The 14,542-nt window shown below is 49.6% G+C and carries 13 protein-coding genes and 1 CRISPR repeat array; of the genes, 5 read left to right on the forward strand and 8 right to left on the reverse strand.

Features of this window, described 5'->3' with window-relative positions:
* Positions 1-10 precede the first annotated feature (10 nt).
* Positions 11-1,078 carry a peptide chain release factor 1 gene (prfA, locus tag SNR34_RS28590; RefSeq protein WP_236413043.1) on the reverse strand — a complete coding sequence of 356 codons (1,068 nt, stop codon included), beginning with the start codon at positions 1,076-1,078 and terminating at the stop codon, positions 11-13.
* A 604-nt stretch (positions 1,079-1,682) separates the two neighbouring features.
* The gene (tnpB, locus tag SNR34_RS28595) at positions 1,683-2,771 is read right to left on the reverse strand and encodes an IS200/IS605 family element RNA-guided endonuclease TnpB (RefSeq protein WP_486180693.1); all 1,089 of its coding nucleotides are present in this window, start codon (positions 2,769-2,771) and stop codon (positions 1,683-1,685) included.
* 68 nt (positions 2,772-2,839) lie between these two features.
* Between tnpB and bluB the strand changes: the two genes are divergently transcribed.
* Entirely contained in the window at positions 2,840-3,514 is a 675-nt protein-coding gene (bluB, locus tag SNR34_RS28600; RefSeq protein ID WP_486182525.1) for a 5,6-dimethylbenzimidazole synthase, read from the forward strand.
* A 17-nt stretch (positions 3,515-3,531) separates the two neighbouring features.
* On the opposite strand, the gene SNR34_RS28605 is transcribed toward bluB, so the two are convergent.
* The 6 genes from SNR34_RS28605 to fni form a co-directional block, all read right to left on the reverse strand.
* Positions 3,532-4,131 carry an SUKH-4 family immunity protein gene (locus SNR34_RS28605; RefSeq protein WP_339274976.1) on the reverse strand — a complete coding sequence of 200 codons (600 nt, stop codon included), beginning with the start codon at positions 4,129-4,131 and terminating at the stop codon, positions 3,532-3,534.
* Positions 4,132-4,564: 433 nt separating this feature from the next.
* The gene (ychF, locus tag SNR34_RS28610; protein ID WP_236413049.1) at positions 4,565-5,665 is read right to left on the reverse strand and encodes a redox-regulated ATPase YchF; all 1,101 of its coding nucleotides are present in this window, start codon (positions 5,663-5,665) and stop codon (positions 4,565-4,567) included.
* A 219-nt stretch (positions 5,666-5,884) separates the two neighbouring features.
* Complete coding sequence (locus tag SNR34_RS28615; protein WP_486180694.1) at positions 5,885-6,355, reverse strand: GNAT family N-acetyltransferase; 471 nt, start codon at positions 6,353-6,355, stop codon at positions 5,885-5,887.
* 144 nt (positions 6,356-6,499) lie between these two features.
* Positions 6,500-6,694, reverse strand: coding sequence for an aspartyl-phosphate phosphatase Spo0E family protein (locus SNR34_RS28620; RefSeq protein WP_486180695.1), 195 nt, complete (start codon positions 6,692-6,694; stop codon positions 6,500-6,502).
* Between the two features lie 451 nt (positions 6,695-7,145).
* The gene (locus tag SNR34_RS28625; protein WP_486180696.1) at positions 7,146-8,618 is read right to left on the reverse strand and encodes a transcriptional regulator; all 1,473 of its coding nucleotides are present in this window, start codon (positions 8,616-8,618) and stop codon (positions 7,146-7,148) included.
* A 524-nt stretch (positions 8,619-9,142) separates the two neighbouring features.
* Positions 9,143-9,578: direct repeats of the CRISPR family, unit length 32 nt; unit sequence ATTTCAATCCACGCACTCATATAGAGTGCGAC.
* 257 nt (positions 9,579-9,835) lie between these two features.
* The gene (gene fni / locus SNR34_RS28630; protein ID WP_486180697.1) at positions 9,836-10,903 is read right to left on the reverse strand and encodes a type 2 isopentenyl-diphosphate Delta-isomerase; all 1,068 of its coding nucleotides are present in this window, start codon (positions 10,901-10,903) and stop codon (positions 9,836-9,838) included.
* Positions 10,904-11,639: 736 nt separating this feature from the next.
* Between fni and SNR34_RS28635 the strand changes: the two genes are divergently transcribed.
* From SNR34_RS28635 to SNR34_RS28650, 4 genes are all read left to right on the forward strand, one after another.
* Complete coding sequence (locus SNR34_RS28635) at positions 11,640-13,118, forward strand: phospholipase D family protein (RefSeq protein WP_236413059.1); 1,479 nt, start codon at positions 11,640-11,642, stop codon at positions 13,116-13,118.
* A 122-nt stretch (positions 13,119-13,240) separates the two neighbouring features.
* A complete protein-coding gene (locus tag SNR34_RS28640; RefSeq protein WP_236413062.1) occupies positions 13,241-13,825 on the forward strand; it encodes a TetR/AcrR family transcriptional regulator in 585 nt (194 codons plus the stop codon).
* 34 nt (positions 13,826-13,859) lie between these two features.
* Entirely contained in the window at positions 13,860-14,201 is a 342-nt protein-coding gene (locus SNR34_RS28645) for a DMT family transporter (RefSeq protein ID WP_236413064.1), read from the forward strand.
* Complete coding sequence (locus SNR34_RS28650) at positions 14,201-14,515, forward strand: DMT family transporter (protein ID WP_343261886.1); 315 nt, start codon at positions 14,201-14,203, stop codon at positions 14,513-14,515. The genes SNR34_RS28645 and SNR34_RS28650 overlap by 1 nt, the downstream gene beginning before the upstream one ends.
* Positions 14,516-14,542: the final 27 nt, after the last annotated feature.

The raw sequence follows: 14,542 nt of genomic DNA on the forward strand, positions 1-14,542 counted from the left end.
GAGTCACAGATTATTCTCCTCTTTCCATCATCTCGGTCTGCTCGGCAATCGTGAGCGCAGACACGATCTCTTCGATCTCGCCGTTCATGATCTGATCCAGCTTGTGCATGGTCAGGCCGATACGGTGATCGGTTACGCGGCTTTGCGGGAAGTTGTACGTACGAATCCGCTCGCTTCGGTCCCCCGTTCCCACTTTGCTTTTCCGTTCACCCGCGTACTTCGCTTCTTCTTCCTGGCGCATCATGTCATAGATCCGGGTGCGAAGCACCTGCAGCGCTTTCTCCTTGTTGGAGTTCTGCGATTTGCCGTCCTGACAAGTTGCTACGATGCCGGTCGGAACGTGGGTTACGCGAACCGCCGATTTCGTCGTGTTGACGGACTGTCCGCCCGCGCCGCTGGAACAGAACGTATCTACGCGAATGTCCTTGTCATGGATTTCGATGTCGATTTCTTCGGCCTCGGGCAATACCGCCACCGTCGAAGTGGACGTATGGATCCGTCCGCCGGATTCGGTGGAAGGGATACGCTGCACGCGATGCGCGCCGCTCTCGTATTTCATTTTGCTGTACGCGCCGCGTCCGTTGATCAGGAAGATGACCTCTTTGAATCCGCCCAGGTCGTTCGTATTGGCGTCCATCAGTTCCACGCGCCAGCCTTGCGTATCCGCATAACGCGTATACATCCGGTACAGATCGGCCGCAAACAGCGCGGCTTCGTCCCCGCCGGCCGCGCCGCGAATCTCCACGATGACGTTTTTATCGTCGTTAGGGTCCTTCGGCAGCATAAGCACGCGAATTCGCTCTTCCAGCTCCTTCAAGCGGGCCGTGAGCTCCTCGATTTCCATTTTGACCATTTCGCGCATCTCGTCGTCCAGCTTCTCGCCCTGCATTTCTTTGGCAGCTTCAAGATCTTCGCTGGCCTGCTTGTATTCGTTATACGCTTCATACGTCGGCTGCAAATCCGACTGTTCTTTGGAATACTCCCGCAATTTTTTGTTGTCGCTGGCTACATCCGGGTCACACAGCAGCTCGCTGAGTTTCTCGTAACGATCAGCCAATGCTTGCAATTTATCCAACATTTTCGTCACCTCGCGCTTTATTTTGTTCCGCTTTCGTCTATCGCAACATCATTCATGCATTTCCATGTTTCGAATCTATAGTTCACAATGCCTTGGGCCTTGCTTGTAAGCCCTGCCGCAACATTTCATTCAATGACTGACGCACACTCTCGCTACAACGTCATCAAATCCTTTGCTTGTGATGGTTAGGTTAAAAAAGAATCCTGTACGCTGCATGTTTGCCCGCTTTCATTGCTGAAACAGCGCACACAAGTAAATACAGGTACACGACTCTTAATTATAGCATATTACATCCATCCTGAATAGATACTTTTCAGGCTTTGTACAGGGCGTTCATTGGCTATACGAACCAGCGCCGCTATACTTATATTACAATCATATGGCCGTGCCCGTTCCGGCATCCATTGCCAACCAGCCCGGCCCATTTATTTTGCACAGGAGCTGAGTCGCCATGTTTAGCGAACAAGAAAAAGAAGCGCTGTTTGAACACTCCCACCACTTAACCTTCGCTTGAAGTGGGGGATTCTTGGGTAATCGAACCTCTTGGTTCGAAGTGGACCAAGCGATCCCTGTGGTCCCCACAGTTCTCGGGCGATATGACGATCTATATGGCAACATCCTTAATGTTTCGGGCTGCATTAACATCCCGATCATGGAGGGTTTTGCAGGATGGACACACCCATTGCCGTATCGAAAGATCTTTCACCTCGCGGTGTAGCGCTCCGCATACATGGCAGGTTTGACTTGTCGGTGCAAACGTATTCGCAATCTTGAGGGTACGCCCGTACCATTCCGCTTTATACGTGAGCTGCCTTCTGAACTCACTCCAGGACGCATCGGCGATCGATTTGGCCAGCTTGTGATTCTTGAGCATGTTTGAAACCTTTAAGTCCTCGATGCTGATCGTTTGGTTTTCACGAATCAGCTTGGTGGACAGCTTGTGCAAAAAGTCATGGCGGATATTCACCATTCTCTCGTGGATCAGGGCGACCTTCCGTTTGGCTTTTTGCCAATTGGTACCGTCTTTCGTACGTCGGGCCAATCTCCGTTGCCAGCATGCCAACTTCTTTTCGTACCGGCTGAAGGCTTTCGGATGAGTATCCCGCATACCCTCGGAGGATACCGCAAACGTTTTAAGTCCCAGATCGATCCCTACCGACTTATCGTTATCCCGCAAGGGCTTCATTTCCACTTCACAGACGAGCGAAACAAAATATTTCCCCGCGGCATTTCGCCGTACCGTAGCCGAGAGAATGCGTCCTTCACAGGGGCGGGAGTTTGCAAAACGCAGCCACCCCAGCTTGGGGAGCTTCAGCTTCCTCCCATTCACAGCGATATTTCCATTCGTATATCGAGTAGTGTAGCTTTGCACCGGATGTTTACGATTTTTGAAACGCGGAGCCTGCGTCTGCTTCTTGAAAAAACGATCAAAGCTATCGGCTACATGCCGAACAGCCGATTGTAGAGCGATACTATCCGTTTTTTTCAACCAAGGATGTTCTTGCTTTAGATCTGGGAGCTGCGTGGCACAAGCATGGTACGACAAGCCCTTGCCCGTGGCGTCAAACGTATCCTTCCATTGCCCCAGAAAATGGTTGAACACAAACCGGCAACATCCAAACATCTGATGAATCCACTGCTGCTGTGTACGATTGGGGTAGATCCGATACTTGTATGCTTTATGGAAGAACATGCCATGCACCTCCGTTCCTTGCAATTATCATAGCACATATGTTCGGTTCCGAATAGAAAAAAATGGCGATTCATCCCCCACCTAAAGCTGACGCTTTTGAGGAGGGAGTCTTCTCGCCTTCAACGAAAGTCATTTATACCAGGCGGGATATTCGAACTTTTATGGATACACCCATTCCGAAAGATACCATTGACCGGATACTGCATGCGGCCCATCACGGTCCATCGGTCGGCTTCATGCAGCCATGGAGCTTTATTTTGGTGACGGAGGAACATACGAAATCCCGCCTCGCCTGGGCGGCCGACAAAGAGCGGAGAGCGCTCGCCATCCACTATGAGGACGAAAAGAAAGAACGCTTCCTCGGCATCAAAATCGAAGGTCTCATGCAGGCCCCGCTCACGATCTGCGTCACGTCCGATCCGACCCGCGGCGGGTCCCATGTCCTTGGGAGAAATTCCATTCCCGAAACCGACCTGATGTCCACCGCCTGCGCCATTCAGAATATGTGGCTTGCCGCTTGCGCCGAAGGGCTTGGTATGGGCTGTGTCAGCTTTTACAAGAAAAACGACGTTAGAGACATCCTGAACATTCCTCCGCATATCGAACCTGTCGCTTTACTGTCCATTGGATATACGGAGCATTATCCGACGAAACCGATTCTGGAAACGGCCAACTGGGAAAAAAGAAGAGATTTGCAGTCGGTCATTTATCATGGACGATGGGGCAACGCCGAGGAAATGTAGCTCATAAGGCTGGCAGCCTACAGCAAATGATCTTCCAACTGTTCCAGCACCACGCTCCACCAGGCATCTTCACTGGCTAAGCTGGCGGGATCCTTTTCGATATAATATGCTCGAAGTTCCTGAACGGCTTTCTCTCGCGCGGCGATTGAGGTGCTCTTGTTTCCGGGTTTGATCTCCCCGCGCCGAAAGGCTTCCAGCTTCAGTCTAGCCTGCTCCGCCGTGAGGATCGTCGGTTCTTCCCGGGTGGAAAATTGCTGCATAACATCTGCATAACGCTTCAGAAATTCGACGAATGCGGCCAAGGAAGCGTTGATTCGGCCAAGCTCGCCCGTCTCTGCATCCATGATGCAGACTCGGCCCGTTCCCGTTTCCACGCAAAGCCAGGCAGCAGTTTCTTCCCACTCGTATCCGATCGGAAACAGTTTCAGCTTTCCTTCTTTGTCCGTGATGAAATCTCGGTCCGTACGAGGTTGAAAATGAACGCCAAGCACGTCTTCATCGTTATGGCGCAGCTGCGGCAGGCCCTGTTCCAACAAAAGCCGACGCGTTTCCTCCGGCAAACATGCAGCCTCGACCAACGTCTGATCGTAACGAATATACGGTATTGCTTCGTCCATTCCCCCACCTCCGCTTGATATTGCTAATATTATAATCACCCACGGTGATGCCAGCAATCCGGCGTAGAACCTAAAAGAAAAACCATCTATATAGGTTGAACTAGACATTATACGATAAACGGAGAGGGCAGAAAGAATCTGGAGAAGCGGAGCGTTCGCCTTTATCACCGAATTTTCCCGTTACATAAGGGAATTAAAAAAATCTGGGGATAACAGCGATCGGAAGATGGTTCTGACCACGTAGTGAATCCGTGTAAAAATCATTGGTTCAGCTTATATATCGATGAATTTTCGGAGAAGGCAGACTGCGTTTGGCAGTCGTTTTTGTCCCTACAGTCTGCATGTATTGAAAAACCCTGCGATCTTCATGCGAAGAACCAGGGTTTTTGAACCATTCTATATTTGTCGTCCAGCTTGATCCGTGCCGGGCGAATTATACGTTGAAACGGAAATGCATGACGTCGCCATCCTGCACTACATACTCTTTGCCTTCGAGGCGAAGCTGCCCACGCTCTTTGGCGCCATTCATGGAACCTGCAGCAACCAAATCCTCGTAGGATACCACCTCTGCACGGATAAATCCACGCTCGAAGTCACTGTGGATGACGCCCGCCGCGCCTGGAGCTTTCGTTCCTTTGCGGATGGTCCACGCGCGTACTTCTTGCACGCCAGCAGTGAAATACGTGTACAGGCCTAGCAATTTGTAAGCCGCCTTAATCAGGAGGTTCAGGCCGGAATCCTGAATGCCGAGCTCTTCGAGGAACATTTGCTTGTCCTCGCCTTCCAGCTCGGAAATCTCTTCTTCCACCTTCGCGCTGATCGGCACGACTTCCGCGTTCTCGGCAGCAGCGAACTCTTTTACTTTTTGTACATATGCATTGTTGGCCACATCGCCGATTTCATTCTCGGACACGTTGGCCGCATACAGCACAGGCTTCAGGGTCAACAAGTGCAAATCGCGGATGATCAGGCGCTCATCGTCGGTCAGGTCCATGCTGCGCGCCGGTTTGTCTTCATACAAAACAGCCTTCATGCGCTCAAGCAATTCCACTTCCTGCGCGTATTGTTTGTTGCCGCCCTTCATGTTTTTCTTGGAACGTTCGATACGCTTCTCCACGCTCTCGATATCGGCCAGGATCAGCTCCAGATTGATCGTCTGAATGTCGCTGATCGGATCGATCTTGCCGTCCACATGCGTGATGTTCTCGTCCTCGAAGCAGCGAACGACATGCACGATCGCGTCCACTTCGCGGATATGAGCCAAGAACTTGTTTCCAAGCCCTTCACCTTTGCTCGCGCCGCGCACCAGACCCGCGATATCCACGAATTCGAATGCCGTAGGTACCGTTTTCTTCGGTTCTACCAGTTCGGTCAGTTTGTCCAGGCGCTCATCCGGCACTTCCACGATGCCCACATTAGGATCGATCGTGCAGAACGGATAGTTGGCCGATTCGGCACCAGCTTGCGTGATTGCGTTAAACAGCGTGGATTTCCCGACGTTCGGCAAACCCACGATACCAGCTTTCAAAGCCATGTATATGACAACTCCTCATTCATTACTTGTTCGGTTCGAATAATCCTACTCATTATATATGACAAGCACCGGTGCATCAAGGAAGTTTGCCAATTCCATGCGCACCGGAGCAGGAAGATCATCCACAATCTTCTATGAGCCTTGGGTCAAATTACGTTGCTGAGATCTGTTAGCGTTGGATCACGCTTCATATCGGCCACATAAGGTGGCTGATGTTCGTTAGCGCCCGAGCTCCTTGTACATGGTCATGTCCGTAATGACATACCCCATCTTGCGGTACAACTCGCTCGCCCGCACATTATGCCCGAATACATGCAGCCCGATGCGATTCACGCCAAGACCCGCAGCCGCTTGCTCCAAGGCGGCCATCGCTTCTTTTCCATATCCTTTGCCGCGATGCTCCTCTTCAACGACGATGTCGAGCAGAAACGCCTCTTTCCCGCGCAGATGCTCCGTCACGTTAAACCAGATATAGCCCACATTTCCGTCCACCTCATGCATAAGGTTGTATATGTACGCTCCCTTCGTCTGCAGGCCCTCAGGCAAAAATCGGCGATAGGACTCACGGGATAACTGCTCCGCCTCTTCTTCCCCCCATGTGCCCGCTTCCACTTTATCCAGAGCAAAGTCCTTAATGCCCCGGTCCAGAAAACGCGCAAACTCCTGATCATTCATTTGTACCAATTGCATCTGATGTCCCCCCATTTCAGATAAACCAACGAAAATATAATGGTTAAAGAAGAATGTATGTAATCATAATACTTCGCGCCATAACTATGTTAAAATATATAGGCGAGCGACCCGCCAAAAGTTTCTCGCCCAAAGTCGATTGGATTATTCCATCGGCTTTTCTATTTTAACATGATTGTATTGATTAATCAGATCATCCAGGACCATAGATTGCTGTATAACAAGGGGATGTAGAAGATCTCCATATTCCAACTTTAATTGATAGAGCTTCTGTCTCGCTGCTTCGATCTGCAACTTAAGCTTGCCACAATCCATATTCACCCCTCCCTGTTGTAACATTTTAGACTGTTCTGCTAATTAGTAGGAAAACAAGTGAACTCCAACACAGTTTGGTCATCATCGTCTGCAGTCATGTTGGTTAGCCTCTGGCTACATATCCCTCTTCAAAAACACAGCAAAAACATGCCTAATACGAAAAAGCCCCTTCGAAGTAGACGGATTTAACCAGTCTGCTTGAGGGGCATACCACATTTAAGAATACCTTTATTATTAAATTAATCGTTAACTTCCAAGCCCGTGGCTGTTCGTTGTCATTTTGACAGAAGACGTTAATGTTCATGTATATTAGTGAATACTATTAGGAAAATCAAGTTCCCATGCCATGACCATTAGTTGTCATAATTGTGGGATGATTTATTGCGATGGGGTTCGGTTGAGCGGTCGGAAAAATGACTCCTGCCGCAATACTACATGTAAATATGAATAGTGCCAACTTCATTTTCATTCGTTTTCACACCTTCCCTATCAATTTTTTGTAACGCTGTTTGGCTTCTTTACCTGCATAATACCGAAATTTTTCAAACAATTTTATACATTCCAGCATACCGTCTTTATTCTTAATTTCAATAGCAAAATCCAAACCACTAAGGATCAGCTCAAAGCCCCTATTATAATCTTGATTTGTTAGATAATATGTACCTAGGCCCACAAGCAAAGTACCATATTGATCATTCGTATATTGCTCACTGATTTTTCCAATACGGTTACTTTGTTCTTGGTACATGAAATAAGATTCATACGCTTCAAGAACTGAATTAATGTCAATATCAAATCGATTCGCTGCAGTCACAATTGCGCATAAAGCAGGGAAGATCTCGTTCTCTCTTTCAGAGATATAGTTTAGATAATCTTGGATAACCTCTGTTTTGCCTGACATTAACTCATATAAATAACGATTGCCTTCTGCCCATTCCTCGAACTGATGGATAACAATGATCTCCTCGTCGCTCGGGTCACTTACCCAGCTATAATCCGTGTACAAAGAGACATATTGAAGTGCTTTTTCATATTCTTCATAGTAGTAACAAGCCTCTCCAAGTGCCAAATATGCGTATAAAACATAGAATATAATCTGCTTTTTAGGGTTATCTTTCGCTACTCTGGCTGTTTCCTTCAGCTCATAATGGATCATTGCTTTTAACTTTAACTGATCAGCAAGTATCTTCACTTTATCCCATCGGCGCAATGAAGCATACACATTAATCAGGTCGTTCAGACCATCTAGCTGATAAGGCTCGTCAAGCCTGTCTACAAAAAACTCAAATTGAATAGCTAGGGCAAGATTGCTCATCTGATCTTTGGAAAGCCCGATCGTGAACAAACGATACTGACTGAGAGCCAATCGTTCAGAGTGTTGCATTTTCTCGCTCTCGGCTACACAACGATATAAGGGCTTGGCGGCCTCAAGCTTCCCTTCACGATATAACTGCTCGGCCAACTCAAACAAAAGGGGTGCATAGGAAAGATTATCCATAATCAGATTAACAGCTTCTTCCATACACGCGACCTTACCGAGTTCGGCACAACGGTATAGAAAAGGCCTAAGTCTTCGCCAATCCGGGCTTGTATGTACAAAACACTCATTTATGTATAACTCATAGAAATAACCCTCAGTCAAACCCATCCCGGCAGTAAGCCGGTCCAGTTGTTGCATGCCTATAGGGCGTAGTCCGTTCAGCGTTCCACTCAACGTCCCTGAATTAATACCCGATATCTCCGAAAAATGATTGAGTGTCATATTGTTTCTTTTTAAATAGTCTTCTAAATGATCACGTATCGTGGCTACTGAGTTCAAAAGGACACCACCTTTCAAAAAAATTAAGCAACGGTCAATAAAACTATACAATATTTTTACATTTAATTTCAATATTTTACTTGTAAATAATTTACTTTTCTTATTAGAATACTTGTCAGCATTGCTCAATGGTTGTCAAAGATGGTCCCAAGGGTGCTTGGGGGCCTACATCAATTGAAAGTGCTCAAGGTCTGGAGTTCACAATACAACATCCGTAAGAAATGACAAAGCAGCATCCATTATGTTTGACGTCTATCGATAACATCATTAGAAATAGCCTGATTTAGAAACCTTAGATAATATGGTTAACACTATGCGGAAATTGCAGGACATGCCTGTTAGAGTACACACCAAATGATAAGGGGTAAAAACACAAACTGGGCTAAACATTATTGTCACGAAGCGTATGGCTTTCTCACATTTAAAGATAAACACAAAAAATCCCTCCACTTTTTACTTTGGACGGATTTTTTGTATTTCTGATGATTAGGTTAGTACGCACTCAGCGTGGCTAATAGAATGTGATCATATTTAGCACTTCATACGGAGTGCCCATTCAAATGTTGAATGAAATAAAACGAGAAGAATAATTCATTCGCGCACTCATATAGAGTGCGACGACGCCACCAACGTGGCAGTTTCCCAACGAGGAAATTTCAATCCACGCACTCATATAGAGTGCGACGAGTACCTGTTCGATGTTATCTCGCTGCTCCCGAAATTTCAATCCACGCACTCATATAGAGTGCGACGGAGGGCGTACCTACCCTACATCAACAAGCTGATAATTTCAATCCACGCACTCATATAGAGTGCGACCTTCCAGCAGTACGCACACAGCGGATGCTTCTTGAGATTTCAATCCACGCACTCATATAGAGTGCGACTTCTCGCTTCCCGGCATGACTAAAAGGTTGGCATGGATTTCAATCCACGCACTCATATAGAGTGCGACCGGCGCCATTACTTATGAGGCAAACGATGTGAAAATATTTCAATCCACGCACTCATATAGAGTGCGACTTCGTACGTATGTGGGAGAGTGAATAGTATGGGAATTTCAATCCACGCACTCATATAGAGTGCGACAGCGAAAATACACGTAATAAAGTTATATAATTTAGGCATTATTACGTATTACCTCTAATTATAACAAATAGTATCTACATTTGTGATAAAAAGAAGCCTAAATTCAACATCAATGTTGCCAAAAGGTCACAAAAAACATATTTTCGACAAAATTCGAGGTGCGAATCCCCCGGGAAAATCATGTGAGCTTGAGGTTCGCACCGAACAACATCGTTAGTCCTTCCTGTGAACGAGAGTACAAATATCACTTTATCGTTTCAGCGCCGCTCCACCAAACGGCTCGTCAGCCGCAATTCCTCGATTCGACCCGCGCCGATGCCAAACATGACGGTGCGCAGCTCGAATTCGACCTGCTCCAGCCGCTGATCCAGTGCCTCGTCCGAGGTTACGGCCGACTCCAGCAGCGAGCGTCCGAAGCCCGCGAGATCAGCCCCCAATGCAATTGCTTTGGCTGCATCCACCCCGTTATACAGGCCGCCGCTGCCAATCAGCGCACTTTCGGGATTCATGGCGCGCACGTCGCGGATGCAGTCTGCCGTCGGAATGCCCCAGTCCGCAAAGGCTTCTGCCGCCGCACGCCGAACCGGCTGCTTGTTTCGGAATTTCTCCACCTGCACCCAGCTGGTGCCGCCAGCTCCGGCCACATCGACAAAAGCTGCCCCGGCTTCATACAACTGACGTGCCGTTGAACCATCGATGCCCCAGCCCACTTCCTTCACGCCAACCGGAACGTCCAGCACCCGGCACAAACCTTCGATCTGCTTCAGCAGCCCGCCGAAATTGGTATTGCCCTCAGGCTGGAAAATTTCCTGCAGTCCGTTCAGGTGCAGCACCAGCATGTCCGCCCCGGCAATATCGATAGCGCGCCGGAACTCGTCCGGTCCAAAGCCGTAATTCAACTGCACCGCTCCCAGATTGGCGATCACCGGAATATCGGGGGCCCAGCGCCGCACATCGAACGTATGCGCAAGGTCCGGCTGCTCCACGGCAGCCCGAATCGAACCTACGCCGAGCGTCCAGCCCCGCGCATTCGCCACGCGCGCGAGCCGTTCGTTAATCGCGCCGGTCGTATCGCTCCCTCCAGTCATCGAACTGATGAGCAGAGGTGTGCGCAGTTTTTTGCCAATAAATGACGTTTCCAGACTCAACGCGTCGAAATCCAGCTCCGGCAGCGGGTTATGCCGGAAAGCATACCGTTCCAAGCCGGTCGTGATCCCTTCTCCCGCAACCTGTTCCTGCAGGCATAGACGGACATGCTCCAGCTTCCGTTCGCTCGTCGGGACTTCGGGAAGCAGCCGTCTGGCCGCTCTTTCTTGTTCGTTCATGATGCAACCCCCTTATGTGAAATGCCCGCATACAACTCTACCCAGTATACCGTTCCCAAAAGTCGATGGAAAGGGAGCCCGGTACGCTAATCCAAGCAAAACCGCTCCGACCCGCTCACCGACAAGCTGCCCTTACAGCATGACGAACCGATGTGCCCCTGCCCAGATACATCTTGCTTCCCAAGAATAACAGCTATCCATAACCCTGCTTCGATTGCCTGGGCGGGTAAATGTTTAACGTATATCGTTCAGGAAAAACACCACATGATGCAATCGTATGTCATACGCTGCCGAATCACCGTCAGACACAACCTGTATTTCGATATTCGCGACGTCATGCCCGCAACAAAAAACATCCCTGGCTCGGCGTTAGAGATGTCCATGTATCGGAGCCTTTCGGGCAAATATCCCTTTCAGGGCAAAAGGCCAATACCTTGGACAGATGCGGATAGATCGGGAATAGGTGGAAAAACTGATAGAAGCGCCGCGAGATCCATCAGCCAGTGCAATCCTGACTGTTTTTCCGTGTGCAACCGATATTCAGCGCTCCTGAACCTGTGGATTGCAAGGCACGCATCATTGATTTGCCGGATGCCGTCCCCGCTGCATTCCGTTTTTTGCGTCAGCCGCTGCAAACCTGTGGTAATGGTAGACAACATGCACCCGGGCTTTGGCCCATAAGCCAGTCTGTTTCCGCACATACATTCCGATCCTGCCGGATCAAGGGAGGCATCATATGATTTTTTCTCATCGTCATCGCGATCGGTCAGACCCGCGCAGAGCCGTCAGACGTTTTCCGTACATAAGGACATTATTGGGTTTGCTCGCCTTATGGCTCGTCGCTGTTATGGCGTACCAGACATACAAACCTCTGCCGCCCGGCATCTCTTATGCAAGCCCGGAGTATAGGGTGAAGGATGTGAAGTTTTTGTACGATCTGACCTTTCCTTCCGGAGACGGGCAGGTCGAGCATGAACAGCAGATTTTCCAGCGGATGCTTCAGGTCGTCGAACATGCAGAACAATTCGTCGTCGTCGACATGTTTCTTTTTAACGACTATCAGCATAAAGGGCAGCATTTTCCGCCCGTCAGCAGGCAGTTCGCGGATGCACTCATCGCCAAAAAAAAGCAGCATCCCGACATGCCCATCCTGTTTATCACGGATGAAATCAATACCAATTACAATTCCGCGCCCAACCCTCTGCTCGAAAGAATGAAGCACGCCGGCATCGAGGTCGTGATTACGAATGATGACCCGTTAAGGGACTCTACCCCGATCTACTCTGCCGTTTGGCGGACGTTCTTTCAGTGGTTCGGGCAGGCCGGGGAAGGCTGGATTCCCAATCAGATGGCGAGCGATGGCCCGAAGATGACCTTGCGTTCCTATTTAAAGCTTTTGAACATCAAAGCGAATCACCGCAAGGTGGTCACCAGCGAAAAGTCGGCCGTCATTTCATCCGGCAATATCCACGATGCCAGCGTTTACCATTCCAACATCGCCTTTGAAGTAAGCGGTCCCGTCATCGCCGACATTCTGGCAACCGAGCAAGCCGTGCTGGACATGTCCGGCGGCGGACAGGTTCCCGTATACGATCCGCCCGCTCAAAAAAACGACGGAGAGGCGCGCATCCGCTACTTGACCGAGGGAAAAGTGAACGATGCCGTCCTTCAGGAGATCGGCGCGACCGAACAAGGAGACGTGCTCTGGATGGGCATGTTTTACATCGCTTCGCCGATGGTGCTGGATGCCCTGCTGGACGCCTCGAAAAGAGGCGTGGATATCCGCCTGGTGCTTGATCCGAACGAAAATGCCTTCGGGCGATCGAAGCTTGGGATTCCAAACCGCCCTGTCGCCGAAGAGCTGCATGACAAATCGGGAGGGAACATCCATATCCGGTGGTACAACACCACGAAGGAACAGTATCATACCAAGCTGATGTACATCGACAAGTCGAGTGGGGATGACATCCTGCTCGGCGGATCATCCAATCTCACTCCCCGCAACCTCAATGATTACAATTTGGAAAACGACCTGTGGGTCGCGGCTCCGTCGGATCATCCTTCCATGCATAAGGCAGCCGATTATTTTGAAAGAATATGGTACAACAACGATGCCGTATTCACCCTGAGCTTGAAAGCATTTCAGGAAAAAACGACGTTTCTGAAGCGAATCGCCTATAAACTGCAGCTTGTGTTGGGCTTTACGACCTTTTGAAAGAATGGCCCTTTCCATCCGTCTGTCCCCTTTGCGGGCAGGCGGATTTCATATGACACTTGACACGGGATGTGAAATATGAAAATATAATCACCTAACGACCGTTAGGAAGGTGAATGAATATGACTGCAACATCCATTCGGGATGCCGCCCTGATCCATTTTGCGAGAGACGGGTATGAAGGTGCCTCCCTCCGTGCCATCGCGGATGAAGTCGGCATCAAAAAGCCGTCCATATATGCGCATTTCAGCAACAAGGATGACCTGTTTTTGCACACGTTGTCCCATGCCTTTAAAGAAGTACAGCGGCATACGCTGGAATATTTCAGGGACCATGCCCACCTTTCGTTGGAGGAGCGTTTGAAGGGTTTGCTGACTTGGGTGGAGCACGAATACAACACGCAGGCGTCGGCCCGCTTTATGCTTCGCATGTGTTATTTCCCGCCGCTTGCGCTGTACAACGATGTCATGGGTATCGTATATCCGTTTCTGGACGGATTGGAGCGTTCCCTAAAGCGGTTGCTTCAACGTGCCATACGGGAGGGGGAGCTTCCGTCCATTGCGTCCGAACAGGTTGCCGTGGCGTTCATGACCTTGCTGGACGGCGTAACGGTGGAGCTCATTTACGGTAATTCGAGGCGATACAAGATACGGCTCGAAGCGGCCTGGCCTATATTTTGGAGCGGCATTCATCATCTGAGCAACTGACACCAAGGATTGACGAAAGGAGAACTTACGGAGCATGAACCGCAATTGGTTGTATGTTTTTATTGGAGGATTAATCGAAATCGTATGGGTGAGCGGTCTGAAGCATGCCGGCAACGTCTGGGAATGGGCGCTCACCGCCTTGGCCATCATCATTAGCTTTGCTTTGATCATCGCGGCTTCCAAACGGCTGCCTGTAGGCACCGTTTATGCCGTTTTCACGGGAATCGGCACGGCAGGCACCGTGCTGGCCGAAATGATTCTTTTCGGAGAGCCGTTCAAACTGGCCAAAATACTGCTGATCGGCCTGCTGCTTGCAGGCGTCATCGGACTGAAGCTGGTCACCGACCAGCAATCTGCACAAGGGGGTGAGGCATAATGGCATGGCTCGCTCTGGTTGGCGCAGGCATTTGCGAAATTTTCGGGGTCATCGGCATTAACGGCGCCTCTTCGAGAAAAGGCTGGCGCTACGTTGCACTTATGCTCGTATCGTTTGTATGCAGCTTCTCGCTGCTCTCTTATGCCATGACCTCCATTCCCATGGGCACCGCCTATGCCGTATGGACGGGAATTGGGACGGTAGGCAGCACGTTGACCGGCATGTTGTTGTTCGGCGAACGTAAAGAAGCGAAGCGGCTGCTGTTCATCGCCATGATTCTGGTGGCCGCCATCGGCCTGAAACTGATTACTTAATGATCTTCATAAGCTATGGGTGACTTC

The sequence above is a fragment of the Paenibacillus sp. XP01 genome (genome assembly GCF_057364885.1).